The organism is Kocuria sp. (genome assembly GCF_030536815.1).
In the GTDB taxonomy this organism is placed as follows: Bacteria; Actinomycetota; Actinomycetes; order Actinomycetales; family Micrococcaceae; genus Kocuria; species Kocuria gwangalliensis.
In genome coordinates this window covers 13,097-38,593 of sequence record NZ_JAUNPE010000004.1, presented here as the reverse complement: position 1 = coordinate 38,593, position 25,497 = coordinate 13,097, and the positions used below count along the sequence as shown (strand labels likewise).

The 25,497-nt window shown below is 65.8% G+C and carries 21 protein-coding genes and 1 tRNA gene; 18 read left to right on the top strand and 4 right to left on the bottom strand.

Annotated features, from left to right (window positions below):
• Positions 1-41 precede the first annotated feature (41 nt).
• From Q4E95_RS01225 to Q4E95_RS01215, 3 genes are read left to right on the top strand one after another with little or no spacing between them, the layout of a single operon-like run.
• Positions 42-1,037: a metal ABC transporter solute-binding protein, Zn/Mn family gene (locus tag Q4E95_RS01225; protein ID WP_303381601.1), complete on the top strand. Its 996-nt coding sequence runs from the start codon at positions 42-44 to the stop codon at positions 1,035-1,037.
• An 8-nt stretch (positions 1,038-1,045) separates the two neighbouring features.
• Complete coding sequence (locus Q4E95_RS01220; RefSeq protein WP_303381600.1) at positions 1,046-1,951, top strand: metal ABC transporter ATP-binding protein; 906 nt, start codon at positions 1,046-1,048, stop codon at positions 1,949-1,951.
• Positions 1,948-2,922, top strand: a complete 975-nt coding sequence (locus tag Q4E95_RS01215) for a metal ABC transporter permease (protein ID WP_303381599.1) — start codon at positions 1,948-1,950, stop codon at positions 2,920-2,922. The genes Q4E95_RS01220 and Q4E95_RS01215 overlap by 4 nt, the downstream gene beginning before the upstream one ends.
• Here Q4E95_RS01215 and Q4E95_RS01210 read toward each other — a convergent pair.
• The gene (locus tag Q4E95_RS01210; RefSeq protein WP_303381598.1) at positions 2,827-3,852 is read right to left on the bottom strand and encodes a diacylglycerol kinase family protein; all 1,026 of its coding nucleotides are present in this window, start codon (positions 3,850-3,852) and stop codon (positions 2,827-2,829) included. The two genes, Q4E95_RS01215 and Q4E95_RS01210, sit on opposite strands and share 96 nt — an antisense overlap.
• A 2-nt stretch (positions 3,853-3,854) precedes the next feature.
• Positions 3,855-4,274, bottom strand: a complete 420-nt coding sequence (locus Q4E95_RS01205; RefSeq protein WP_303381597.1) for a Fur family transcriptional regulator — start codon at positions 4,272-4,274, stop codon at positions 3,855-3,857.
• A gap of 81 nt (positions 4,275-4,355) precedes the next feature.
• On the opposite strand from Q4E95_RS01205, the gene Q4E95_RS01200 reads away from it, so the two are divergent.
• Both Q4E95_RS01200 and Q4E95_RS01195 read left to right on the top strand, forming a co-directional pair.
• On the top strand, positions 4,356-5,012 hold the full coding sequence (locus Q4E95_RS01200; RefSeq protein ID WP_303381596.1) for an MBL fold metallo-hydrolase: 657 nt from the start codon (positions 4,356-4,358) through the stop codon (positions 5,010-5,012).
• 51 nt (positions 5,013-5,063) lie between these two features.
• Positions 5,064-5,492, top strand: a complete 429-nt coding sequence (locus Q4E95_RS01195; protein ID WP_303381595.1) for an HIT family protein — start codon at positions 5,064-5,066, stop codon at positions 5,490-5,492.
• 73 nt (positions 5,493-5,565) lie between these two features.
• Here the strand turns inward: Q4E95_RS01195 and hrpA are convergent, their stop codons facing one another.
• The gene (gene hrpA / locus Q4E95_RS01190) at positions 5,566-9,690 is read right to left on the bottom strand and encodes an ATP-dependent RNA helicase HrpA (protein WP_303381594.1); all 4,125 of its coding nucleotides are present in this window, start codon (positions 9,688-9,690) and stop codon (positions 5,566-5,568) included.
• 161 nt (positions 9,691-9,851) lie between these two features.
• On the opposite strand from hrpA, the gene Q4E95_RS01185 reads away from it, so the two are divergent.
• From Q4E95_RS01185 to Q4E95_RS01170, 4 genes are read left to right on the top strand one after another with little or no spacing between them, the layout of a single operon-like run.
• Entirely contained in the window at positions 9,852-10,841 is a 990-nt protein-coding gene (locus Q4E95_RS01185; protein ID WP_303381593.1) for an ABC transporter substrate-binding protein, read from the top strand.
• A 6-nt stretch (positions 10,842-10,847) separates the two neighbouring features.
• Entirely contained in the window at positions 10,848-11,807 is a 960-nt protein-coding gene (locus tag Q4E95_RS01180) for an ABC transporter permease (RefSeq protein WP_303381592.1), read from the top strand.
• A 3-nt stretch (positions 11,808-11,810) separates the two neighbouring features.
• Positions 11,811-12,644, top strand: a complete 834-nt coding sequence (locus Q4E95_RS01175; protein WP_303381591.1) for an ABC transporter ATP-binding protein — start codon at positions 11,811-11,813, stop codon at positions 12,642-12,644.
• A 5-nt stretch (positions 12,645-12,649) separates the two neighbouring features.
• Positions 12,650-13,018 carry a hypothetical protein gene (locus Q4E95_RS01170; protein ID WP_303381590.1) on the top strand — a complete coding sequence of 123 codons (369 nt, stop codon included), beginning with the start codon at positions 12,650-12,652 and terminating at the stop codon, positions 13,016-13,018.
• 95 nt (positions 13,019-13,113) lie between these two features.
• Here Q4E95_RS01170 and Q4E95_RS01165 read toward each other — a convergent pair.
• Positions 13,114-13,186 (bottom strand) — tRNA-Arg (locus Q4E95_RS01165).
• Between the two features lie 123 nt (positions 13,187-13,309).
• Here Q4E95_RS01165 and argS point away from each other — a divergent pair.
• The 9 genes from argS (at position 13,310) to Q4E95_RS01120 (ending at position 25,463) form a co-directional block, all read left to right on the top strand.
• Positions 13,310-14,980, top strand: a complete 1,671-nt coding sequence (gene argS / locus Q4E95_RS01160; RefSeq protein ID WP_303381589.1) for an arginine--tRNA ligase — start codon at positions 13,310-13,312, stop codon at positions 14,978-14,980.
• 4 nt (positions 14,981-14,984) lie between these two features.
• Positions 14,985-16,424, top strand: a complete 1,440-nt coding sequence (lysA, locus tag Q4E95_RS01155) for a diaminopimelate decarboxylase (protein ID WP_303381588.1) — start codon at positions 14,985-14,987, stop codon at positions 16,422-16,424.
• Between the two features lie 24 nt (positions 16,425-16,448).
• The gene (locus Q4E95_RS01150) at positions 16,449-17,765 is read left to right on the top strand and encodes a homoserine dehydrogenase (protein WP_303381587.1); all 1,317 of its coding nucleotides are present in this window, start codon (positions 16,449-16,451) and stop codon (positions 17,763-17,765) included.
• Positions 17,766-17,848: 83 nt separating this feature from the next.
• Positions 17,849-18,958 (top strand): threonine synthase, encoded by a 1,110-nt coding sequence (gene thrC, locus Q4E95_RS01145; RefSeq protein ID WP_303381586.1) that lies wholly within the window; start codon positions 17,849-17,851, stop codon positions 18,956-18,958.
• Positions 18,959-18,966: 8 nt separating this feature from the next.
• Positions 18,967-19,944 carry a homoserine kinase gene (gene thrB / locus Q4E95_RS01140; RefSeq protein WP_303381585.1) on the top strand — a complete coding sequence of 326 codons (978 nt, stop codon included), beginning with the start codon at positions 18,967-18,969 and terminating at the stop codon, positions 19,942-19,944.
• A gap of 298 nt (positions 19,945-20,242) precedes the next feature.
• On the top strand, positions 20,243-22,351 hold the full coding sequence (gene rho / locus Q4E95_RS01135; RefSeq protein WP_303381584.1) for a transcription termination factor Rho: 2,109 nt from the start codon (positions 20,243-20,245) through the stop codon (positions 22,349-22,351).
• Positions 22,352-22,399: 48 nt separating this feature from the next.
• Positions 22,400-23,494, top strand: coding sequence for a peptide chain release factor 1 (gene prfA / locus Q4E95_RS01130; RefSeq protein WP_190780119.1), 1,095 nt, complete (start codon positions 22,400-22,402; stop codon positions 23,492-23,494).
• 6 nt (positions 23,495-23,500) lie between these two features.
• Positions 23,501-24,400 (top strand): peptide chain release factor N(5)-glutamine methyltransferase, encoded by a 900-nt coding sequence (gene prmC, locus Q4E95_RS01125; RefSeq protein WP_303381583.1) that lies wholly within the window; start codon positions 23,501-23,503, stop codon positions 24,398-24,400.
• Positions 24,401-24,410: 10 nt separating this feature from the next.
• Entirely contained in the window at positions 24,411-25,463 is a 1,053-nt protein-coding gene (locus tag Q4E95_RS01120) for an L-threonylcarbamoyladenylate synthase (RefSeq protein ID WP_303381582.1), read from the top strand.
• Positions 25,464-25,497 lie beyond the last annotated feature (34 nt).

Here is a 25,497-nt window from a genome sequence, read left to right as displayed (position 1 = left end):
TAACCGCGAACTGTTGAGAATGGCCCCGAGGAGATGATTCCGTGTCCGCACACGTTCCCGCCCGCACCAGCCGCACCGTCGTGCGTTCCGTCGTTGCCGTATCCGCCTTGAGTGCCCTGGTGCTCACCGGCTGTTCGGCCAACTCGGGGGATGCCCAGCAAGGCGACGCGGCGGCGTCGGACGGGGACGCGATCACGGTGGTGACCTCGACCAACGTGTACTCGGACCTGGTGGAACAGGTCGCCGGCGACCACGTGGACGTCACGCCCGTCATTGACTCCGCCGCCCAGGATCCCCACTCCTACGAGGCGTCCCCGCAGGATCGACTGACCATTGAGAAGGCGGACGTGGTCATCCTCAACGGCGGTGGCTACGACGCGTTCATGGAGGACATGACCACGGATTCGCAAACGGTCGTCAATGCGGTGGACGTGTCCGATCTGGAGGGCAAGGAGCAGGTGGCCGAGGAGCACGATCACGCGCATGATGAAGAGGGCCACGAAGGCCACAGTCACGCTCCCGGCGGATTCAATGAGCACGTCTGGTACGACCTGGACACCATGCAGACGTTGACCGAACGCATTGCCGAACAACTGGGGGAGATCAACACGAACGATTCCCAGGAGTTCACGGACAACGCGGCATCGCTCAACGACCAGCTGTCCGGAATGAAGAGCGAACTCGAATCGTTGAACGCTTCGGGTGGCTACGTGGCCACCGAGCCGATGCCCGGATATCTCTTGCAGGACGCGGGACTGCATGATGACACTCCCGCGGAATTCACGACCGCCATCGACTCGGAATCGGACGTGGCCCCCGCCGTCCTGAAGGAAACCACGGACCTGGTCACGAGCGGTCACATCGACCTGTTGGCGTTCAACCAGCAAACCTCAACGGGCCAGACCGAGAAGCTGCGCGAGGATGCCGAGAACTCGGGGGTGAGCGTGGTGGAATTCTCCGAGACCCTTCCCGAGGGCAAGAATTACCAACAATGGATGCAGGACAATATCGACCAGGTCTCCCAGGCTGTGAAGTAACGGCCCGGATGACCCTTCCCACCAAGGTGGCACACACCATTCACACTCCAGCGGCCCAATCCGCCACACGCACCACCGCGAGCAGCCGGTCCGACACCCAACGGGAACCGGGCCGGGCAGTGGTCGAACTCAAGAACGCGGAACTCGCCTTTGGCGAGCGCGTGCTGTGGCGCGAGCTCAACCTGACCATTCGCGAAGGTGAGTACTTTGCCGTGCTCGGTTCCAACGGGACCGGCAAGACCAGTTTTCTCAAGGTGTTGCTCGGACTGCTCCCGCTGACGCGCGGCACGGTCTCCGTGACGGGCGAACGCCCCGGTGCGGCATCGCGTCATGTGGGTTACGTCCCGCAGCAGGGCGGTTTCGCACCGCGTACACCGTTGCGCGCCCGTGACCTGGTGGCCCAGGGGATCGACGGGCACAAGTGGGGGATCAGACTCCACCGCCGCGCCGTCAACCACCGTGTGGACGAGCTGCTCGAGAAGGTCGGGGCGGGCGAGTACGCCAATGCCCCGGTCGGTCTGCTCTCCGGCGGTGAACAACAGCGGCTGCGCATTGCCCAGGCCCTGGCCACCGACCCTGAACTGCTGTTGTGCGACGAGGCCCTGCTGTCCCTGGACCTCAATCATCAGTACATCGTGAGCGAGCTGGTCAATGCGCAGCGCGTGCATTCCGGTAGCGCCGTGGTGTTCGTGACCCACGACATCAACCCCATCATCGATCACGTGGATCGCATCCTCTACTTGGCCGGGGGCTCCTTCAAGATCGGCACGCCCAATGAGGTCATGCGTTCCGAGGTGCTGTCGGAGCTTTACGGCGCCGACATCGAGGTGTTGCGCAGCAATGGCCGGATCATCGTGACCGGCCGACCCGACAACACCCACCACATCTCGTCCCAGGAAGGTCTCATTCCGTGATCCCCGCAGCCGTCGACTGGGACTCGATCGTCAGTTCCGTGTTCGTCTTCGACAATTACGGCGAACTGCTGGCGCTGTTGAGCAACTCCCTGTGGGCCGGTGCCCTGCTCGGTCTGGTCGGGGGGCTGGTGGGCACGTTCGTGATGATGCGCGACCTGGCCTTCTCCGTCCACGGCATTGCGGAGCTCTCCTTCGCGGGGGCGGCCGCGGCCCTGCTGATCGGCTCGGACATCGTGACCGGTTCCCTGCTGGGCTCGGTGCTGGCCGCGCTGATCATTGGTTTCATGGGTCTGCGCGCCCGGGACAGCAACTCGTTCGTGGGCGTGCTCATGCCGTTCGGGCTGGGCCTGGGCATCCTGTTCCTGTCGCTCTATGAGGGCCGCTCATCCAATAAGTTCTCCCTGCTGACCGGTCAAATCGTGTCCGTCTCCCCGGTTCAGCTGACGTCGATGATTGTGCTGTCGATCGTGGTGGTGGCCGGGTTGCTGATCGTGTGGCGTCCGCTCACGTTCGCCAGCACCGACCCCGTGGTCGCCGAGGCCCGCGGATTGCCCGTGCGCACCCTGTCGATCGTGTTCATGGTGCTGCTGGGGGTCTCCGTGGCCATGTCGGTCCAGATCGTGGGCGCCCTGCTGGTGCTCGCCCTGCTGATCACTCCCGCCGCCGCGGCCATGAACCTTACGGTGGCCCCGGCGCGCACCGTGGTGCTGTCGGTGGTCTTCGCCGAGCTGTCCATGGTCGGCGGTATCTTGCTGGCCCTGGGTGGCAGTATCCCGATCAGCCCCTACGTGACCACCATTTCCTTTGCGATCTGGTTGCTGACCCGCGTGATCCGTGGAATCCGTGAGCGTGGTTCCTCGTACCGCCGCGGCGGATCAGAAAAGCACCCGCACGGCGGCGGGCAGGATCCGCACGCGCACGGGCAGGGGGCCCAGGGGCTCCCCATCCCCGTGAGCGACGTGCGGCGGTAACTTCTCGGTCCGGGTTTTGGGGTCCGACGTCGATCGGGTCACCGTCCCGTGGGCCACTGTGGGACCGGATGATGTCCCGTGGGGCACCACGGTGACGGAGGTGACCGGTTCGAGCGCGATCTCGGCAAGGTTCTCGTGGGTCTTCAGCAGCAGCCGCGGCAACAGGAACAAAAGGCGCAACGGGCGGGCGTCGGACACCGCGAACAACTCGGCCCGGCCGTCCCGGTGATCGGCGCGCGGCACGATCGTGAGGCCGCCGCCGTAGGACGATGTGTTGGCCACCGACAGGAACGTGGCCCTGCGATCCGCCACGCGCCGAGCGCCGTCGGGGCGCGTGTAGTCGATCGTGTAGTCACGTGAGGTGAGCCGCATGATTTCCCAGACGAGGGCCACGGCGTACTTGGCGGGCACCCGAATCTGGGTCCAGCGATTGGCGCGCGCGTTGACGCGGGCGTCCAGACCGAGGCACACGGTGGTGGCGCACACGTGCGAGGAGCCGTCCGCGCAGTCCACGGCCAACAGGTCCATGTGCTGCGAGGGGGTTTCCAGGCCGCGCAGCACGCGGCCGGCCGCGCGTTCGGTATCACGGGTGGGAATCCCGCAGAACCTGGCCAGATCGTTGCCCGAACCCGCCGGGATGAGCCCGAACGCCACGTCCACGCCCTGTTGCCCCACCTCATGCAGGACTTGAAGGACCAGATGGGCCATGCCGTCCCCGCCGACCGCCACCACGGCGGCCACGTGCGCAGCTCGAGATCGCACGGTGTCGGTCAGGGCCTCGGACAGCTCGGTCGCCGACGGCGCGTCCAGGAACACGGCGTTGTAACCCCCGGCGTGAAAAATCCCGCGGGCACGGTCGCAGGCTTGGCGGGCCAGCGGGGAATCCCCGTTGCGCACCAGAAGGATGTCGCGGGGACGTTGAGCCGCCACCGTCAGCGCGACTCGCGCGCGCAGTTGCCGCAGATGCCGGTGATCTCCACCGTGTGATCCACGTTCGTGAACCCGTGCTCGCTGGCGGTGTCATCCGCCCACCGCTCGATCGCGGGGGCCTCGAGCTCCACCGCGGCGCCGCACGAGCGGCACACCAAGTGGTGGTGATGGTGTTCGGCCTCGCAGCGGCGGTAAATGGCCTCGCCCTCCGCATTGCGCAGCACGTCCACCTCTCCGGTGTCCGCCATGGACTGCAGGATCCGATAGGTGGTGGCCAGGGACACGGACTGGCCCTCGTCCTGGAGGCGACGGTGCAGATTTTGAGTGGAAATGAAATCATCGAGGCTTCGCAGGGCCCCGGCAACGGCCCGACGCTGCTTGGTGTTGCGCACCTCGGGTTGCCCGGTGGTTTGTGTGCTCACGCCCGTCCCTTCCATGTGCATGCTTCTTCAACCATGCTAACGGTTCGCATCTGCGGGCTGTTCCCGGGCTAGGCTGACGTCATGTTGCTGACCAAGTTCACACACTCGTGCGTCCGGCTGGAGAAGGACGGCACATCATTGGTGATCGACCCGGGATCCTTCTCCGAGGTCGAAGAAGCCCTGGAAGGCACCAACCTGGTGCTCATCACCCACGTGCACCCGGACCACTACGATGCCAAAAGACTGACCGCCGCGCTCGCGGGAAACTCCGAGCTGACCATTTACGCGCCGCGCTCCGTCATCGACGAACTCACGGAGGCCTCGGGGGAGGCCGCGGATCGTCTGCACACCGTCACCGCGGATGCCACGCTGTCGCTGGGCCCGTTCGAGGTCAGGACCTTCGGCGGCCAGCACGCACTGATCCACCCGCTGATTCCCACGGTGGACAATGTGGGGTTCGTGATCGACGACACCGTGTTCCACCCCGGCGATTCCTTCACCGTTCCGCACGGGCTCACCGTGCCCACCGTGTTGGTTCCCCTGCACGCACCCTGGTCCAAGATGTCCGAGGTCATCGACTTCATCATCGCTACCCGCGCCACCCACGCGTACCAGATCCACGACGCCCTGCTCTCGGACATCGGCTTCGGCGTGGTCGAGAAGCAGGTGGCCAGGTTCGCCACGATGTACGGCACCGAATACCGCCACCTGGACCCCCGCGAGTCCGTGTCGGTCTAGCCTGCTCGACCGACCCAGCCAATCGAGAAGAACGATCGAAAGGACATCACCGTGAGCTCCGTTTTCACCAAGATCATCGAGGGCGAACTGCCCGGCCGCTTCGTGTGGTCGGATGAGCAGTGCGCCGGATTCCTGTCCATTGCACCGCTCTCGCAGGGCCATGTCCTGGTGGTGCCTCGCGAGGAGATCGACGCCTGGTTGGACCTCCCCGACGAACTGGCCAGCCACTTGATGACCGTGTGCAAGACAATCGGCCAAGCCATTGACGAGGTCTTCTCACCCAGGCGCGTGGGGCTCATGATCCAGGGGTTCGAGGTGCCGCACGCCCACCTGCATGTGTGGCCCACCAATACGATCGAGGAATTCGATTTCGCTCAGGTGGACCAGGACCCGGACGCCGAGGTCATGGACGAGACAGCCCGCTCGATCCGCGCCGCACTGGTTGCCGCGGGTCACGAGGCACACGTGCCTCAGCAGTAGCCACACCGGAGGCCGCCGTGCACCACGGCTCGCCGAACCCGCACCGTGCCGGAGGACCCCGGGGCGGGTTCGGTCAGCGCTGCATCACATCGCGCAGCGCTTTGCGGACCCGCTTTTCCGATACCGTCCGCGCCGTACCGAGTTCCTGCGCGAACAATGACACGCGCAGTTCTTCCAGGTCCCACCGCACACGCGTGAGGGCCTCGGGTACGGGCGCGGTCGAGGGAATGGCCGCCCGGGCGCCCCGGTAGTCCTGCTCGATGTCCTGAACCAGCACCATGTTCACGCTGTCGCGCTGGATGTGCCCCGAGAGCTTGTCGAGGCGCGCATTGATCGCCTTCACGTAGCGCGGCAGGTGCTGCAGCGCGTGCCAGCCGGTCTCGGCCACGAACCCCGGATACATCAACCGGTCGATCTGCTCGGACATGTCCTTGAACGCCGGCACCGCGGCCAGTGAGCCCGGCTTCCTGAGCCGCTTGCGCAGGGTGGTGGCCTCCGCGAGTGTCTCGGTGACCAGGGCGGTCACCGCAAACACCGTGTCGATGAGTTCGGCGCGCACGTGCACGGCCAACGCGTCGAATTCCGCCCTGGTGAACGGCGGGTCCTCCGGCACCAGGCGATCAATGGCGGCCACGGTGCAGTCTCGAATGAGCGCGTCCACGGAGCCGTGCGGGTTCTGTGTGAAGATCAACCGCTCCCGCTGGCTCAGATGGTCCACCACGTAGCGGTGCACCGAGGGCAAAGTGCGTTCCAACAACGCAATAACGCCGTGACGCTGAGCCGACCGCTGCTCGTCCTGCCGGGTGAGGACCCGCAGGTCCACGGTGGGCTCCTGCGGCGAGCCCTTTCCGGCCTTGGTCGCGCGGGGATCCTCGCGCCGGACCATGAGCGTGGGGTAACCGGTAATGGTCTGCCCGGCCACCTGCGTCTGCACCGAGCGCGGCGGGTCCTTGTCGGGCCAGGACGTCAGTCCCGTGCGTTCCAGGCTTTGCGCGGAATACGCCGCTCCACCCTTCGCGCCGCGCCCATCGTGTCCCCTCGCCCCCGGACGCGGTGCCCCGCGCGCGCCGGATTGCTGCGCGCCGGACGTACCCGCGGCGGCGTCGGCGTGCGCGAAATCCGCGAGCTGGGAGGCCGCGCTGCCCAGCGACTCGGCCAGCGCGCGGCGGATCTGCGGCCGCAGCCGCTCCTTGAGCTCGGTGAGCTCCTCACCGGCGCCGAGTACCGCGTTGTGGGCGTCGCGCACCTCGAAGTTCATGCGCAGGTGAGCCGGGAGAACGCCCGGCTGGAAGTCGGTGGCGTGCACCTGGTGACCGCGCAGTCGGCGCAGCACGGTGGCCAGGGATTCCAGCAGCGAGTCGGATTCTGGGGAGAACTCCGCCGAAAGCACCTCCACCGCGGTGGCCGCCATGTCCGGGGCGGGCACGAAATTGCGCCGCACGGCCTTGGGCAGTGATTTGATGAGCGCGGTGACCAGCTCGGTGCGCAGGCCGGGGATGTGCCATTCGAATGGTTCGGGGGCCAGCCGGTCCAGGAACAGCACGGGAACACGCACGGTCACGCCGTCCGCGGTCTCCGAACCGGGGGCGAACTCGTAGTCGAGATCCAAGGAAAGGATGCCGTCCGCTGAGGCCACGTTCCAGGTGCGCGGATAGGCTTGCGTGTCCAGCTCGGCGACCTCCGGGGAGACCAACGCGTCCGGGTCCAGGTCCAACAGGTGCTCGTTGCGGCCGCGGGCCTTCTTCCACCACGCGTCGAAGTGCCGTTGTGAGACCACGTCCGCGGGAATGCGGGCGTCGTAAAAATCGAAGAGCACCTGGTCATCCACGCGCAGGTCCTTGCGGCGCATGCGATTCTCGAGTTCCTCCACGCGTTCCAGCCGCTGCTGATTGCGCGTGTAGAACCGGTGCCGGGTCTGCCAGTCGCCCTCGACCAGGGCGTGGCGGATGAACAGTTCCCGGGAGAGCTGCGGGTCCACCGTGGAAAACTGCACGGGCCGCTCGGTCACCAGCGGCAGGCCGTAGAGGGTGACCTTCTCGTAGGCCATCACGGCCCCGCGCGAACGAGACCAGTGCGGTTCCGAGTAGTTGCGCTTCACCAGATCCGGGGCCAGCTCCTCGACCCATTCCGGGTTGATGCTCGCGTTGGTGCGCGCCCACAGTCGGGAGGTTTCCACGAGCTCGGCGGAGACCACCCAGTCCGGGGAGGTTTTGAACAGGGCGGAGCCGGGGAAGATCGCGAACTTGGTGCCGCGTGCACCGCGGTAATCGCGGGTGCGTTCATCGCGCACACCGATATGGCTCAGCAGACCGGACAGCAGGCTCTGGTGGATGACATCCTGCTTGCCGGCCACGTCCAGCTCGCGCGACTTCCCGGCATCGATGTCCACTTCGCGTCCGATCTGACGCAGCTGCGCGTAGAGGTCCTGCCATTCCCGGATGCGCAGAAAGTTCAAGAACTCGCGTTTGCATAGTTTGCGGAACTGCGAGGACGAGAGTTCGTGCTGCTGTTGCTGGATGTACTGCCACAGCATGGCGTAGGACAGGAAGTCGGAGGTCTTGTCCTTGAACCGCTTGTGGAACTCGTCCGCGGCCTGCCGGTGCTCTAGGGGCCGTTCGCGCGGATCCTGCACGGTCAGGGCCGCAGCGAGCACCATGACCTCGCGCGTGCAATCGCGGCGCTTGGCCTCCACGATCATGCGACCCAGCCGCGGGTCCACCGGCAGGGCCGCCAGGACACGACCGGTCTGGGTGAGCGGCGAATTCTGCTTGCCGCGGCGGCGTCGTCCACGGGACCGCTCGCGAGCCCCCGACGACGCCGCCCGCTCGCGTTGCTCGCCCCGCCCACCGGAGCGCAGGGCACCCAACTCGCGCAACAGCACCACGCCGTCCGTGACGGCGCGGGAATCCGGCTTCTGCACGAACGGGAAATCGGAGATGTCCGAGGGCTCTCGCACCACGCCCACCGAAATCATTTGAAGTATGACCGCAGCCAGGTTGGTGCGCAGGATCTCAGGGTCCGTGAATTCGGGGCGGGACTCGAAGTCCTCCTCGGAGTACAACCGAAGGCAGATGCCGTCCGACACGCGACCGCACCGCCCGGCGCGCTGACGTGCCGACGCCTGGGAGATCCGTTCGATCGGCAGCCGCTGCACCTTGGTGCGCGAGGAGTACCGCGAAATCCTGGCGGTGCCCGGATCGATCACGTACTTGATTCCGGGGACGGTCAGGGACGTCTCCGCCACGTTGGTCGCAAGCACGATCCGGCGTTTGGATGACGGCGCGAACACCCGGTTCTGCTCGGCCATTGACAGCCGGCCGAACAGCGGAAGCAGCTCGGTTCCGGCCAGCGAGCGGTGCCGGTCGATGACCTTGGCCAGTGCGTCCTGGGCATCACGGATCTCGCGTTCACCCGCGAAGAAGATGAGGATGTCGCCGGAGGGTTCGGCGGCGAGTTCCACCACGGCATCGCACACGGCGTCAATGGGATCGCGGTCCTCGTCCTCGAGACCGTCACCGGTGTCCGCCTCGTCATCGCCGCCGTCTCCGGTGCGGGGCTGGGCGAGTGGACGGTAGCGGACCTCCACCGGATACGTGCGCCCGGAGACCTCGATGATCGGCGCAGGCTCCTGCTCATCCCCGTCGGGGTCCGGCCGGGCGAAGTGTTGCGCGAACCGTTCGGGGTCGATGGTCGCGGACGTGATGATCAATTTGAGGTCCGGGCGGCGCGGGAGCAGCCGCTTCAGGTACCCCAGCAGGAAGTCGATGTTGAGGGAGCGCTCGTGGGCTTCGTCAATGATGATCGCGTTGTAGCGGCGCAGCATCGGATCGTGGCTGATTTCGGCCAGCAGAATGCCGTCCGTCATGAGTTTGACCCGGGAGTCCTTGCCCACCTCGGACGTGAACCGCACCTGGTAGCCGACCGTCTGCCCGACCTGCTCACCCAGCTCATGGGCGATACGTTCGGCCACCGAGCGCGCGGCGATGCGGCGCGGCTGGGTATGGCCGATCAGCCCGTTCTCGCCCAGACCCAGTTCCAGGCACATCTTGGGTATCTGGGTGGTCTTGCCGGAGCCTGTCTCACCGGCGACCACTACCACCTGGTGATCGCGAATGGCAGCGCTGATGTCATCACGGCGCGCGCTGACCGGAAGGTTCTGGGGGTACACGATGCGGGGCGTGGTGCTGGACTCAGTCATGTCAACGCCCCAGTCTACGGGCCCCGGACGGCACACGGCTCATCGCGTCCGGGCCCGTCAGAACACGATCCGGTGTCGAATGTGTGCCACGTCTCATTTTTTGACCGAACGGCAGGTAATATCCAGGCACCATCATTTGTCTTGAAAGGACGCCCACCATCATGAAGCGCACTTTTTCGCTTTCCGCCGCGGTCGCCGCTTCCGCCCTGGTCCTGACCGCTTGCGGTTCGGGCGGCGGGGACAGCCAGTCCGAGGAACCCCAGAAAATCTCCGTGGGGATCGCTCAGTTCGTGGAACACCCCTCACTCGACGCCGCCCGCGAGGGTTTCGTCTCCGCGCTGGAAGAGGGCGGCTACACCGAGGGGGACAACCTGACCCTGGACGTGCAGAACGCCTCCGGCGACCAGGCCACCGCGACCAACATTGCGTCCAACTTCGCTTCGTCCGATAACGACTTGATCCTCGGTATCGCGACACCCACCGCTCAGTCCTTGGCTCAAGCCGTGACCGACAAGCCCGTCCTGTTCACCGCCGTCACCGATCCCGTGGACGCCGGACTCGTGGACTCCATGGACAATCCCGGAGCCAATATCACCGGAACGACCGACATGAACCCGGTTGCGGACCAGATCAAACTCATCAAGCAGTTCGCGCCGGACGCCAAGTCCGTGGGCATCATTTACAGCTCCGGTGAGACCAACTCGCAGATTCAGGTGGAAGAGGCCAAGAAGGCCGCCCAAGCCGAAGGCCTGACGGTGGAGGAGAAGACCGTGACGACCACCGCGGAGGTCGCCCAGGCTGCCGAGTCCTTCGACACCGATTCCATTTATGTGCCCACCGACAACAAGGTGGTGGCCGGTCTCGAAGCAGTGGTCGGCGCCGCTGAGTCCAAGAAGATCCCGTTGATCGTGGGTGAGGGCGATTCCGTGGAGCGCGGTGGCCTGGCCACCCAGGGCATCAGCTACGAGCAGCTCGGAAAGCAGACCGGTGAGATGGCGCTGCGTATCCTCGACGAGGACGCCGATCCCGCCGAGATGGCCGTGGAGTCCCAGAAGGAGACTCAGCTGATCATCAACGCCAAGGCCGCCAAGGCCATGGGGATCGAGATCCCGCAGGACCTGCGGGATTCCGCCGACGGGATAATCGAGTAACCATTCATGATTGCTGGAATCGAGCTCGGCCTGATTTACGCCGTGATGGCCCTGGGCGTCTACCTCACGTTCCGTGTGTTGGACTTCCCGGACCTCACAGTGGATCAGTCCTTCACCACTGGGGCCGCCACCGCGGCCATGATCATCCTGGGTGGTGGCAGCCCCTGGCTGGGCACCATCGCGGGATTCTTCGCCGGCGCGCTCGCGGGCCTCATCACGGGTCTGCTGCACACCAAAGCCCACATCAACGGCTTGCTGGCGGGTATTTTGACCATGACCGGCTTGTACTCCATCAATCTCAGGGTGATGGACAGTAAAGCCAACCTCGCGTTGCTGCGCGAGGACACCGTGTTCACCCCGCTCCGTGAGGCGGGCTTGCAGGGTTCCTTCGTGGGTGTCTTGTTGTTGCTCGCCGGTGTGCTGCTGGTCAAGGTTCTCCTCGACTGGTTCCTCTACACGGATGCCGGCCTGGCCATGCAGGCCACCGGCGACAACCCGGACATGATCCGTTCCTTCGGAGTGAACACGGACAACCAGAAAATTCTGGGTCTGTGTCTGTCCAACGGAATGGTCGGGTTGTCCGGTGCTCTCGTGGCCCAGTACCAGGGTTTCGCGGACATCGGCATGGGTATCGGCCTGATCGTGGTGGGCCTGGCCTCCGTGATCCTGGGTCAGGGCATCTTCGGGACGCGCACGGTCATCATTGCCACCGCGGCCGTGATCTTCGGATCCGTGCTGTATCGACTGGTGATCACCGTGGCCCTGCAACTGGGTCTGAACCCGTCCGACATGAAGCTGATTTCCGCCGTGCTGGTGGTCATTGCACTGGTGCTCCCGCAGCTGACGTTCTTCAAACGGTGGAACACGCGCCGCAAGGACCGCGAAGCACGCAAGGTCCAGGCCGGCGTCGAACCCGGTGTCGGGACACCCGCGAGCGTGGGCGGTCGAACCGGGGAGGGGAGATAAACCATGTTGACCATCAATGATGTGCGCAAAACGTTCTTCGCCGGCACCGTCAACGAACGTGTCGCCCTGGACGGGGTGAGCCTGACCGTGGAACCGGGGGATTTCGTCACCGTGATCGGTTCCAACGGCGCGGGAAAGTCCACCATGCTGAACACCGTGTCCGGGACCATCATTCCGGACTCGGGCAGCATTCAGGTCTCGGGAGAACCGGTCACCAAGCTCAGGGAACACCAGAAGGCCCACTGGATATCCCGCGTGTTCCAAGACCCCATGAAGGGATCCTCGCCCAATCTAACCATTGAGCAGAACATGGCCATTGCGTCTCGTCGCGGCAAGTCCCGGGGGCTGTCCATGGGTGTGACCCGCCCGCGCAAACAGCAGTTCCGGGACGAGTTGGCCAAGTTGGAACTCGGGTTGGAAAACCGGTTGGGTGCCAAGGTGGGGTTGCTGTCCGGCGGCCAACGCCAGGCACTGTCCCTGCTCATGGCCACGTTCTCGTCCCCGGAGATCCTGCTTCTGGACGAGCACACGGCCGCGTTGGACCCGCAGCGTGCCAAGCACGTCACGGAACTGACCGAACGCATGGTCGCGGAACAAAAGCTGACCACGATCATGGTCACCCACAACATGGAACAGGCGCTGCGCCTGGGCAACCGGTTGATCATGATGCACGAAGGCAAGATCCTCTTCGAGCTGAACCAGGAGCAGAAGGCTGGATCCTCCGTGGCGGATTTGCTGTCGGAGTTCCAGAAACTGCAAACGGTCAGCGGGGAACCCACACTCGATGACGCTACGCTGCTAGAAACAGTCCGCGTCACCGAAGAAGGAAAACCGTAGTCACCGTGAACACGAACAGGCGCCAGCGCACCACCTCATTGATTTCGATGGCGGGTCTGCTGGCCCTGTTCGTGTGCATCTTCACCCTCCCTCCGGCCCTGGTGCATCTGGGGCGGGCGGCGTCGGAATCCGCATCCGTCCCATTGACCGGCAGTGCCGTGACCACGATCGTGGTGGGTTTCGGCACACTGCTGATGGGCGGTGTGCTGAGCATCATCGGCATGGTCCGGCGGCGCACCTCGGCCCCGGTGCACAACCCCGAGGACGACTACGTGGCCGAACAGTTCGGCGAGGGGGAGATGTACCACGACTACGACCCCATGGACCTGAACCCGCACCTTCGAACGCGGCAACGCCACGGCGACCGGGACTGACCAAGAAACCCCCGAACCAGCGGTTCGGGGGTTTCTTCCTGTCTTGGGGCGGGGGAGCTGCGCGAGGCGGCAACCGGGGTCGTTAAACGAAAAAGTGCCCGCGATAGGAATCGAACCTACGACCTTCTGCTCCGGAGGCAGACGCTCTATCCCCTGAGCTACGCGGGCGGGGGCTGTCTGATGCGGGTCAAATGTCGAACCGCGAACAACTCGATCGATATTAGCAGGTTCGGCACGGCAGGCGAATCGACTCGAATCGGTGGGTGCCGTTCGTCCCGTTACACTGGTCCGGTGACTCCTGAAGAACTTTCCGCTGCCGTATCCGCATGCCTGCACGATGCCGTAGCCGCCGGTGATCTGACCCTGGTGGACGGTGCAGAGCTTCCCGAAGCGAAGGTTGAACGCCCCAAGAATCGTGAGCACGGGGACTGGGCCACCACGGTGGCCATGCAGGCGTCCAAGAAGTTCGCTCGCAAGCCCCGAGAGATCGCCGAGATCCTGGTGGAGCGCCTGGGCGCCGTTCCGGGTGTGGCCGCGGTGGGCATCGCCGGTCCCGGCTTCCTGAACATCACGCTCGACGCCGCCGCGGCGGGCGAGCTCGCGCAGTCGATTGTCGAGCAGGGCGCGTCCTACGGCACCTCCGACACCCTGGGTGGCACCGCCATCAACCTGGAATTCGTGTCCGCCAATCCCACCGGGCCCATCCACCTGGGTGGCACCCGCTGGGCCGCGGTGGGCGACTCACTGGCCCGAATCCTGCAGTCGCAGGGCGCTGCGGTAACCCGCGAGTACTACTTCAACGACCACGGCGCCCAGATCGACCGTTTCGCCCGCTCCCTATTGGCCCGTGCCCGCAATGAGAACGCCCCCGAAGACGGTTACGGCGGGCAGTACATTGCGGACATCGCTCAGCGAGTGCTCGAGCAGCATCCGGATGCGCTCGAATCCGAGGATCCGCAGGAAGTCTTCCGCGCGGCCGGGGTGGAGCTGATGTTCCAGGAAATCAAGTCCTCGCTGCATGAGTTCGGTGTGGACTTCGATGTTTTCTTCCACGAGAACTCCCTGTTCGAAGGCGGGCAGGTCGAGCAGCTGGTGGAACAGCTGAAGGACTCGGACGCCATGTACTTCCAGGACGGCGCCTGGTGGTTGCGGTCCACCGATTACGGTGACGACAAGGATCGGGTGGTCATTAAGTCCGATGGCAACGCCGCCTACATCGCCGGTGACATCGCCTACTTCAAGGACAAGCGCGGCCGCGGAGCGGACCTGTGCATTTACATGCTGGGTGCCGATCACCACGGCTACGTGGCGCGTCTGAAGGCAGTGGCGGCGGCCCTCGGGGATTCACCGGAGCGCGTTGAGGTGCTGATCGGTCAAATGGTCAACCTGGTCCGCGAGGGCGTTGCGGTGCGCATGTCCAAGCGCGCCGGCACCGTGGTGACCATGGAGGACCTCGTGGAGGTCGTGGGTGTGGACGCCGCACGCTACTCCCTGACCCGCTACTCGGTGGACTCCAACATCGACATTGACCTGGACGTGCTGACCAAGCGCTCCAATGAAAACCCGGTCTTCTACGTGCAGTACGCCCACGCCCGGACATGCGCGGTGCAACGCAACGCCCAGGCCGCCGGGGTCCGTCGTTCGAGCGAGGACGGCACGAGCACGTTCGACGCCGCCCTGCTGGATCACGCACGCGAGGCGGACCTGCTGGCCGCGCTGGGACAGTACCCCTCCGTGGTGGCCCTGGCAGCGCAGCTGCGTGAGCCGCACCGCGTGGCTCGCCACGTGGAACTACTGGCCGGCACCTACCACCGCTGGTACGACGTGTGCCGCGTGGCACCGCAGGGCGACGGCCCGGTCGAACCGGTACACAACTCTCGCTTATGGCTCAATGACGCGGTGCAGCAGGTCCTGGCCAACGGCCTGACCCTGCTGGGTGTCGGCGCGCCGGAACGGATGTGATCTCGTGAGTTCAACAGACACTGCGCACCCCTTGGCCCCGGGTTGGTTGACCCTGCCCGAGGACAATGCTGCCCTGGATCCCAAGGTCTTCACCGGCCAGTACGCCCGGGACGATCAAGGCTGCATCACCGTGGACGGCGTGTCCGTGGCCGAACTTGCCCAGAAGTACGGTTCACCCAGCTACGTGGTCTCCGAGGACACCTTCCGTTCGCGGGCCCGTGGTTTCCGGGAGGCCTTCGAGAACGCGTTCACACCCATGGGTCTTGATGTCGAGGTCTACTACGCCTCCAAGGCACTTTTGAACACCCACGTGGCGCGGTGGGCGCAGGACGAGGGCCTCAACGTGGACACCGCATCCGGTGGGGAACTCGAGGTGGCCCTGCGCGCCGGAGTGGACCCCGCCAAGATCGCATTGCACGGCAACAACAAATCGGCCGCGGAGATCACCCGCGCGCTGGACACCGGCGTGGGGCGCATCGTGGTGGATTCCCTGCCGGAAATCCAACTGGTCGCCGATCTTGCCCAGAAGCTGGCGGTGCGCGCGCCCATCATGTTGCGCGTGACGCCCGGTGTGCATGCCTCCACCCACGAATTCATTGCCACCGCCCACGAAGACCAGAAGTTTGGGCTGTCGCTGAACCCCTCGGTCGAGGGCCAGGATTCGCCCGCGTTGCAGGCCATCGCCCAGTGCGTGGCCCTGCGCGAACACCTGGACCTACGCGGTCTGCATTGCCACATCGGTTCCCAGATCTTCGCGGCCGAGGGTTTCGGCCAAGCCGCCGAACGCGTGCTGGCCTTGCGCCAGACCGTGGCCGAGCGCTGGTCCACGGTGCTGCCCGAGCTGGACCTGGGCGGCGGTCACGGCGTGGCCTACACGAGCGCGGACGAACCGCGCACCGCACGGTCCATTGCCGAGGATCTCGCCGAGCACCTGGCCGGCCTGCTGAAGAACTCCGAGTTGCCCCTCCCGCACCTGTCCTTCGAACCCGGACGTTTCATTGCGGGTCCTTCAGGTTGCACCGTCTACACCGTGGGCACCGTGAAGACCGTAACCGTCAGCCCCGGTGTGCAACGGCGATACGTGTCCGTGGACGGCGGCATGAGCGACAACGCCCGCCCCGTGCTCTACGACGCCGATTACACGGCGGTGCTCGCCAATCGCGTCTCCGATGCGGATCCCGTGCTCAGCCGCGTGGTCGGTAAACACTGCGAATCCGGCGACATCGTGGTGCGTGACGTCTACCTCCCCTCGGACGTCACGGCCGGTGACCTGCTGGTAGTGCCCGTGACCGGCGCGTACTGCTGGGCGCTGTCCAGCAACTACAACTGGCTCACCCGACCCGGAATGATCAGTGTGGACGCCCAGGGACAGGTCAAGGAGCTGATCCGAGCCGAAACCGTCAACGACTTGCTGGCCCGGGACACCGGTGCGAGCGCCGAATAAGCCCCCCAAGGAATAACAGGAGCCATGACTACTTCAGCGACAACTCACCAAGCGAGCCCCCACTTGAAGGTTGCCCTGCTGGGAGCCGGAACCGTGGGTTCCCAGGTGGCCCGCGTTCTTCTCGCCGAAAAGGACGAGCTGGCCATGCGCACGGGTGTGATTCTCGACCTCGTGGGCGTGGCCGTACGCGACGTGAGCGCCAAGCGCGACGTCGAGATCCCGAGCGAGCTGCTCACCACGGATGCGGACTCCGTGATCGACGCGGCGGACATCGTGGTGGAGTTGACCGGCGGCATCGAGCCCGCGCGCACCCGGATTCTGCGCGCGCTCAACGCCGGCACCACCGTGGTGACCGGCAACAAGGCGCTGATAGCGGCCCACGGCCGTGAGCTCCACGACGCCGCGGCGGCGTCGGGCTCGCAGCTGTCCTACGAGGCCGCCGTGGCCGGGGCCATCCCTATCGTTCGCCCCATGCGTGATTCGCTCGCCGGGGACCACGTCACCCGTTTCCTGGGCATCATGAACGGCACCACCAACTTCATCCTGGACCAGATGGACACCACGGGTGCCGCGTTCGACGACGCCCTGGCCGAGGCCCAGGAGTTGGGTTACGCCGAGGCCGACCCCACCGCCGATGTGGAGGGTCACGACGCCGCCGCCAAGGCCGCCGTGCTCGCCTCCCTCGCCTTCCATTCGACCTTCACCCTGGATGATGTCCATTGCCAGGGCATCACCTCGGTGACCGCGGAGGACGTCGCCACCGCCGCCGAGGCCGGCTACGTGATCAAGCTGCTGTCCGTGGGCGAACGCACCGAGGAGGGCGTGAACCTGCGGGTGAACCCCGTGATGATTCCCCGCAGCCATGTGCTCGGGGGAGTGCGCGGTGCGTACAACGCTGTGTTTGTCGAAGCCGAGAATGCCGGCTCGCTCATGTTCTACGGGCAGGGCGCAGGAGGCGAGCCCACGGCGTCGGCGGTTCTGGGCGACCTCGTCTCGGCCGCACGCGCGATCGCCCGCGGGGCCGAGGGTATCCCGCTGAGCGACCACGCCAAGCTGCCCGCCGTGTCCATGGACAACGTGAGCACCCGCATGGCCATCACCGTGACCGTCAAGGACCGCCTGGGTGTGCTGGCACAGATCGCCCAGGTCTTCGCGGACCACGGGGTGTCGATCTCCACCATGCATCAGACCGAAGACCCCAACGACCAGGCCATTTCGGTGCTGCACCTGGTCACCCACACCGGGCGCCACCGTGATCTCATGGACACCGTGGCCGCATTGCGCGAATTGCCCGTGGTGGCCGGGGTGCTGTCGGTGATCCCCGTGGAGACCGGCGAATAAGCCCACCGCCCCGCGGGGCGGTCAAGAACACCCATGGGTGGGTAAACCACACCCACCGTCACACAGCGTCGAGGAGAACCGGTATGGCACACGTCTGGCAGGGCGTCATCAACGAGTACAAGGACCGCTTGCCGGTCACCGAGACCACCGAGGTCATCACCATGGGTGAGGGTGGCACTCCGCTGATTCAGGCTCGTGCCCTGTCCGAACTGACCGGCAGCTCGGTGTGGCTCAAGTTCGAGGGCATGAACCCCACCGGTTCCTTCAAGGACCGCGGCATGACCATGGCCATCACCAAGGCCAAGGAAGAGGGCGCGGAGGCTGTGGTGTGCGCCTCGACCGGTAACACGTCCGCCGCCGCCGCTGCCTACGCCAAGCAAGCGGGCATGCGCTGCGCCGTGCTCGTTCCCGAGGGCAAGATCTCCCTGGGCAAGATGTCCCAGGCCGTGGCGCACGGAGCCGACATCATCCAGATCGACGGCAACTTCGACAACTGCCTGGAAGTGGCTCGCAAACTCTCCGAGTCCTACCCCGTGTTCCTGGTGAACTCGGTCAATCCCTATCGCATCGAGGGCCAGAAAACGGCGGCGTTCGAGGTGGTGGACACCCTGGGGGACGCCCCGGACATCCACGTTCTGCCGGTGGGTAACGCGGGCAACATCACGGCGTACTGGAAGGGGTACAAGGAGTACGCCGCCGAGACCCCGGCGACCACCGGCCAGACGTTGGCGCCCGTGTCCACGCACACGCCCACCATGTGGGGTTTCCAGGCCGCCGGTGCCGCGCCGCTCGTGCTGGGCCACCCGGTCACCGAGCCCGAGACGATTGCCACCGCCATCCGGATCGGCAACCCCGCCTCCTGGGACACCGCCATTGCCGCGCGTGATGAATCCGGTGGCCTGATCGACTCCGTGACCGACGAGCAAATCATCGAAGCCCACCGGTGGCTGTCCTCACGCGAGGGCGTGTTCGTGGAGCCCGGCTCTGCCTCGGGGGTCGCCGGTGTGCTCAAGAAGCAGCGCGCGGGCGAAGTGCCCAGCGGCAAGACCATTGTGATCACCGTGACCGGCCACGGACTGAAAGACCCGCAATGGGCCATCAAGGGTGCCGAGGCCGAGGATGCCGGCGCCGTGGAACCCAAGCGCGTGCCCTTCGACGTGGTCCCCGTGGCCGCAGCGCTGGGGTTGGAGTGACCGACGTCGTGAACGAACAGGCCGTAGCCGCGCCGGGCACGAGTGTTTCGGTGCGGGTCCCCGGATCCACGGGCAACGTGGGGCCCGGTTTCGACACCCTCGGGTTGGCTCTGGGCTACTACGACGAGCTCACGGTCACCCGCATCGATTCCGGTCTCGAATTCGAGCTCTCGGGCGAGGGATCGGAACACGTTCCCCACACCGCAGATCATCTGGTGGTCCGCGCGATGCAAGCGGTTTTCGACGCCGCCGGCGCCGGCTCCCTGCCGGGCCTGCGGTTGGAGGCCCACAACCGGATCCCGCACGGGCGCGGCATGGGCTCATCGGCGTCCGCCGTGGTGGCCGGCGTACTGGCCGCCAACGCATTGCTCGCCAAGGACCTGCGGTTGGATCCGAACGCCGTACTGCAGGTGTGCTCGCACTTGGAAGGGCACCCGGACAACGTGGCACCCACTCTGTACGGGGGTCTCACCGTCTCTTTCGAACAGGACGGAACATACGTCAGTGTCCCCGTGCGCGTGCACCGCGACATCATCCCGGTCGTCGCCATCCCGGACTTCGAGGTGGCCACCTCTCTTGCCCGCGGCCTACTGCCCGATACGGTGGCCCACCGCACCGCCGCGGTGACCGCCGGGCGCGCGGCGTTGCTGGTCGAGGCCATGAGCAACCGCCCCGAGTACCTGCTCCCGGCCACGTTCGATTTGCTGCACCAGCCATTCCGGGCCCAGGCCATGGGACCGAGTTTCGAACTCATGACACAGTTGCGCGACCTCGGATTCGCCGCGGTGATCTCCGGCGCCGGGCCCACGGTCCTCACCCTGGCCAACGGCGCCGACGCCGCCGAGCGGGCGGTTGCCGCGATCGAGCGCATCATCGCGGATCCGGACTCCGCGGCGCACACCCACAACAGCGAGGACGTGTCGTGGCGTGTTATGGCGCTACGCGTACCGGCCGAGGGTGCTAAAGTGGGCGTATCCACGCAATAGGCCCTGGGTTCGCCCACGCGGTTCAAGCGGAGTCCCGCATTCGAATCGACAATCGTGACCGAGCGTCACAGTTGTTTCAATGCGTCACCTCAGTGCGATCCCTTTTCATGATGACCAGGTCACCCCTGTGATGTGACCGCGGCCGGTGGATCACAGGGATCAGAGGACCTCATTGCTGATTTTCTGGCGCGCACTCTGCGCGCATTCAACGTGGCCCGCAGTTGGTGGCCCACAAAATAACGTCGGGTCAGTGCGCGATGTCATCGCCACGGCCCCCATCGAGTCAGAAGGAACCTTCGTGACAGAAACCACCGCCCCCGAACAGGGAACGGAAAATTCCAAGCCCCAGAACACTGGTTTGTCCGGGCTGAAACTTGCTCAGCTGCAGGCGCTCGCCTCGCAGCTCGGCATCACCGGCGCGCGTCGCATGCGCAAATCACTGCTCGTTGAGGCCATTGAGGCCCACCAGCGCGGCGGTGCCGTTGCCGAACGCGACAAGGCCGTGGAGGAGAAGATCTCGGAAACCGCACGCAAGGCGTCCACGCGCCGCGCGTCGTCGTCGGATTCCGCGCCGTCCAAGGACGCATCCCAGGACAGCGCAGCCTCGGACCAGGGCGAGAAGCCCGCCGACGCCGCCTCGGGTTCCGCGAACCAGGGCGAGGACCAGAAGAATGAGTCCCAGGGGGAGAGCCGTCCCAGCCAGCACGAACGCCAGTCCGGCTCCCGCCGTTCTCGCCGTGCCTCCGCCTCCGGACGCGGGGACCGGTCCCGCAACCAGGATGCGGAACAGCAGGACAAGCAGGATCAGCAGTCCAAGGACTCCGGCCAGGAGAACCAGGGCGAGCAAACCGATAACGCTCAGAACGAGCAGGGCGAGGATTCCAAGGAGTCCGCCAACCGCGGCAACCGCAACCAGCGTTCGCGTGCCAACCGCAACGATCGTGCTGAGCGCAAGGACGGCAACGCTTCACGCAACGAGAAGTCCGGGTCCACCGACCAGGACAACGGCTCCCGCGAGGACAAGCAGGATTCCCCCCGCAAGGAGTCCTCGCAGGACGGTCAGAACCGTCAGGACGGCAACGACCGTAACGAGCGCGGCAACCGCAATCGCAATGAGCGCACCAACGACGGCAACGATCGTGACGGCAACTCGCGCCGAAACCGCCGCAACCGCAATCGCAACGACCGCAATGACCGCCGCAACCGGCGCAATCGCAACAACGGCCCCGAGGTGGATGACACCGAGCCCACGGAGGACGATGTCCTGCTGCCCGTGGCCGGTATCCTGGACGTGCTGGACAACTACGCCTTTGTCCGCACCTCCGGCTACCTGCCCGGCCCGTCGGACGTGTACGTGAGCTTGTCCCAGGTCAAGAAGAACAACCTGCGCAAGGGCGACGCCATTGTGGGTGCCATCCGCGCACCCCGCGACGGCGAACAGCACAACAGCTCGCGTCAGAAGTTCTCGGCGCTCGTGCAGTTGACCTCGGTCAACGGACGTAAGCCGGAAGAGAACAAGGACCGCGTGGAGTTCTCCAAGCTGGTTCCGCTGTACCCGCAGGAGCGCCTGCGACTGGAGACCGAGGCCAAGAAGATCGGCCCCCGAGTGGTCGACCTCGTGGCTCCGATCGGTAAGGGCCAGCGAGGCCTGATCGTGTCCCCGCCCAAGGCCGGTAAGACCCTCATGTTGCAGGCGATTGCCAACGCGATCACCACCAACAACCCGGAGGTCCACCTCATGATGGTGCTCGTGGACGAGCGCCCCGAAGAGGTCACGGACATGCAGCGCACGGTCAAGGGTGAGGTCATTGCCTCGACCTTCGACCGTCCCGCGGACGATCACACGACCGTGGCCGAACTGGCCATCGAGCGTGCCAAGCGTCTGGTGGAAATGGGTATGGACGTGGTTGTCCTGCTGGATTCCATGACCCGCCTGGGCCGTGCCTACAACCTGTCCGCACCCGCGTCCGGACGCATCCTGTCCGGTGGTGTGGACTCGGCCGCGCTGTACCCGCCCAAGAAGTTCTTCGGTGCCGCACGCAATATTGAGAACGGTGGCTCACTCACCATCCTGGCCACCGCTCTCGTGGAGACCGGCTCCAAGATGGACGAGGTCATCTTCGAAGAGTTCAAGGGCACCGGCAACATGGAACTGCGCCTGTCCCGCCAGCTCGCGGACCGCCGGATCTTCCCGGCCGTGGACGTCAACTCTTCCGGCACCCGCCGCGAGGAGAACTTGCTGTCCACGGACGAGATCAAGATCATGTGGAAGCTGCGCCGTGTGCTGTCCGGTCTGGAACAGCAGCAGGCCCTGGAACTGCTCACCAACAAGTTGCGTGACACGCAGTCCAACACGGAGTTCCTGCTGCAGGTCCAGAAGACCACGCTGGCCAACGGAAAGGACTAGCGAGAAGCCCTCGCTGTCCCGTTCCACCCGTCGATAGGAGACCCTTCAATGTCCGATCCCGTTCAACCGCTGCTGGATGAGCACGCTCAGCTGCAGCGCGAACTGGCGGATCCCGCCGTGCACGCAGACGCGGGTAAGGCCCGCAAGCTGGGCCGGCGGTACTCCGAACTCAACGGCATTGTGGAAGCCCATCGACGGGTGGAACAACTTTCCGAGGATCTGGAGGCGACCCGCGAGCTCGGCAGCATGGATCCCGAACTCGCGGCGGAAATCGAACCGCTCGAGGCCGCATTGGAATCCGCGCAGGAAGCGCTGCGCCGCAAACTGATCCCCAGGGACCCGGATGACGGGCGCAACGTGATCCTGGAGATCAAGGCCGGCGAAGGCGGGGACGAGTCCGCATTGTTCGCCGGGGATCTGCTGCGCATGTACATGCGTTACGCGGAGTCACTCAAGTTCAAGACCGAGGTGCTCTCCTCCACGCCCACCGAGTTGGGCGGTTACAAGGATGTCCAGCTCGCGGTGAAATCCAGCTCCAACGATCCCGCACACGGGGCCTGGGCGCGGCTGAAATATGAAGGCGGCGTGCATCGCGTGCAGCGCGTGCCCGCCACGGAATCCCAGGGCCGCGTGCACACCTCCGCCGCCGGCGTGTTGGTGTTCCCGGAGGTCGACGAGCCGGACGAGATCGAGATCAGCCAGAACGACCTGAAGATCGATGTCTACCGGTCCTCCGGTCCCGGTGGCCAGTCCGTGAACACCACGGACTCCGCTGTGCGCATCACTCACCTTCCCACGGGCATCGTGGTGGCCATGCAGAACGAGAAGTCTCAACTGCAGAACCGCGAAGCGGCAATGCGCGTGCTGCGGGCACGTATCCTCGCGCATCAGCAAGAGCAGATCGATGCCGATAATGCCGCCGTGCGGAAGTCCCAGGTGCGCACCGTGGACCGTTCCGAACGCATCCGCACCTACAACTACCCCGAGAACCGGATTGCGGATCACCGCACGGGGTACAAGTCCTACAACCTGGACCAGGTTCTGGACGGCGCCCTCGAACCGGTCGTGAACTCCGCGATCGAGCTCGACGAGAAGACCCGGCTGGAACAGCTCGGTCAAGACCCGGCCGGAAAGCGAGACTGACCTCCGGTGGGAGCTACCCTGGCCCAGGCACTGCGCTGGGCGCGCGGTGAGCTTGCGGAGGCGGGCGTTGCCTCGCCCGACACGGACGCCGTGCTACTGGCAGCACACCTCATGGGGCTGAGCAGGGGAGAGGTCGAGGCCAAAGCCATTCTGGGGGCCGCCGAACCCGCCGGTTACCGTGACCTGGTGGCCCAGCGGGCCACGCGCATTCCCCTGCAGCATTTGACGGGCAAGGCCCCGTTCCGGCAGCTCGAACTGGCGGTGGGGCCGGGAGTTTTCGTTCCCCGCCCGGAAACCGAATTACTGGTCCAGCTGAGTCTGGACGAGGCCCGGTTGTGGCGCGAGGCCGGTGTGCCCCACCCGCGCATCGTGGATCTGGGAACGGGCACCGGCGCCATCGCGCTGGCCATAGCCACCGAGGATCCCACCACGCGCGTGTCCGCGGTCGAGAAGGAGGACCAAGCATTCGCCTGGGCGCAGCAGAACCTCCGCGGTTCCAAGGTCACCCTCACGCAAGCCGACTTCCGTGACTACTCTCCTGAGAATGCCGGGACGTTCTGCGTGGTGGTGACCAACCCGCCCTACGTCCCTCCCGAGGAGATCCCCGCCGCACCGGAAGTCCGGGACTTCGATCCCCCCACCGCTCTGTACGGGGGAGCGGGCCACGGGATGGCATTGCCGTGCGCGGCCATGGACACAGCCGTTCGGCTGCTCCGGCCCGGAGGCGCAGTGTTCATGGAACACGCGGAGTCCCAGGTGCAGGCCATGGAGCGTGAACTTGCGGCCCGCGGTTTCATGGAGATCCATTTGCATCGTGATCTCGCGGGCAAGCCCCGCGCCACGGGAGCGCGCCGCCCCGCGGTGGCCGCCGATGACCCCACAGATCCGCACCGGACATTGAGCTAAGGAGCTGCTCGTGAGTGCAACGTACAAGTGCGCAGACCAGGACGGCATGAGCGCCGCGATCGATCACGCGGCGCGTGTCTTGGCGGACGGTGAATGCATCGTCATGCCCACGGACACCGTGTACGGCATTGGGTGTGACGCGTTTTCCCCCATCGGTGTCCAAACCCTCCTGGGCGCCAAGGGCCGCACCCGCCAGATGCCACCACCCGTACTGATAGCGAACCCCGGTGTCATGGCCGGTCTCGCCGACCAGATTTCCGGCGCCGCCCGGACCCTCGCCGAAACCTTCTGGCCCGGCGCGCTCACCCTCGTGTGCTGGGCCCAGCCGACCCTGGGGTGGGATCTGGGCGAAACGCACGGCACGGTGGCGCTGCGGGTGCCCGACGACCGCGTGGCTCGCCAGTTGCTCGAACGCGTGGGGCCCATGGCGGTGTCTTCGGCGAACCTCACCGGGATGTCGGCGGCACTCACGGCCCAGGATGCCCAAGAGATGCTCCGGGACCGTGTGGCGCTCTACCTCGACGACGGCGCCCGGCCCACGGCCGAGCACGAGGCGGACAATCCCAGCGGGCTCCCCTCGACCATTGTCGACTGCACCGGTGAGGTGCCCGTTGTGCTGCGCCTGGGCGCCATCGGACTCGCCGAACTGCGAGCCGTCGTACCCGGCGTGGACGCCGGGGACTTCGCACCGACCAACCGGACCGGCGACCACAATGCACACGAGGACGAGCAGAGCACGGGAGCGACACGTCCCGCGGGGGCGACCGACGCGGGCTCGTCACCCGCGGAGCCGGAGGAGGCCCCGGCGGAACGCACCGTCGACCGCTCGCGGCGACACAACGACGTCGGCGGCCGGTCGACACGCCGCTCAACGGCCGAGCCGCTGGTCGAGCCGGGGGCTTCCGAGGCCGAGGTGGCCAGGGCACTCGTGCAGCATGCGGCTGCGGGGCCCGGCGCGCGCGTGGACCAGAATCGGCACCGCCCGAACGCATCCCAGCCGGGCTGGGGTGGCACCGCGGCATTGAGCGTGGACGAAGCCAGCCAGCTCGTCAACGGCGGCTGATGTCGGGCAGCCAAACGGGGTGAGACGGGGCGGG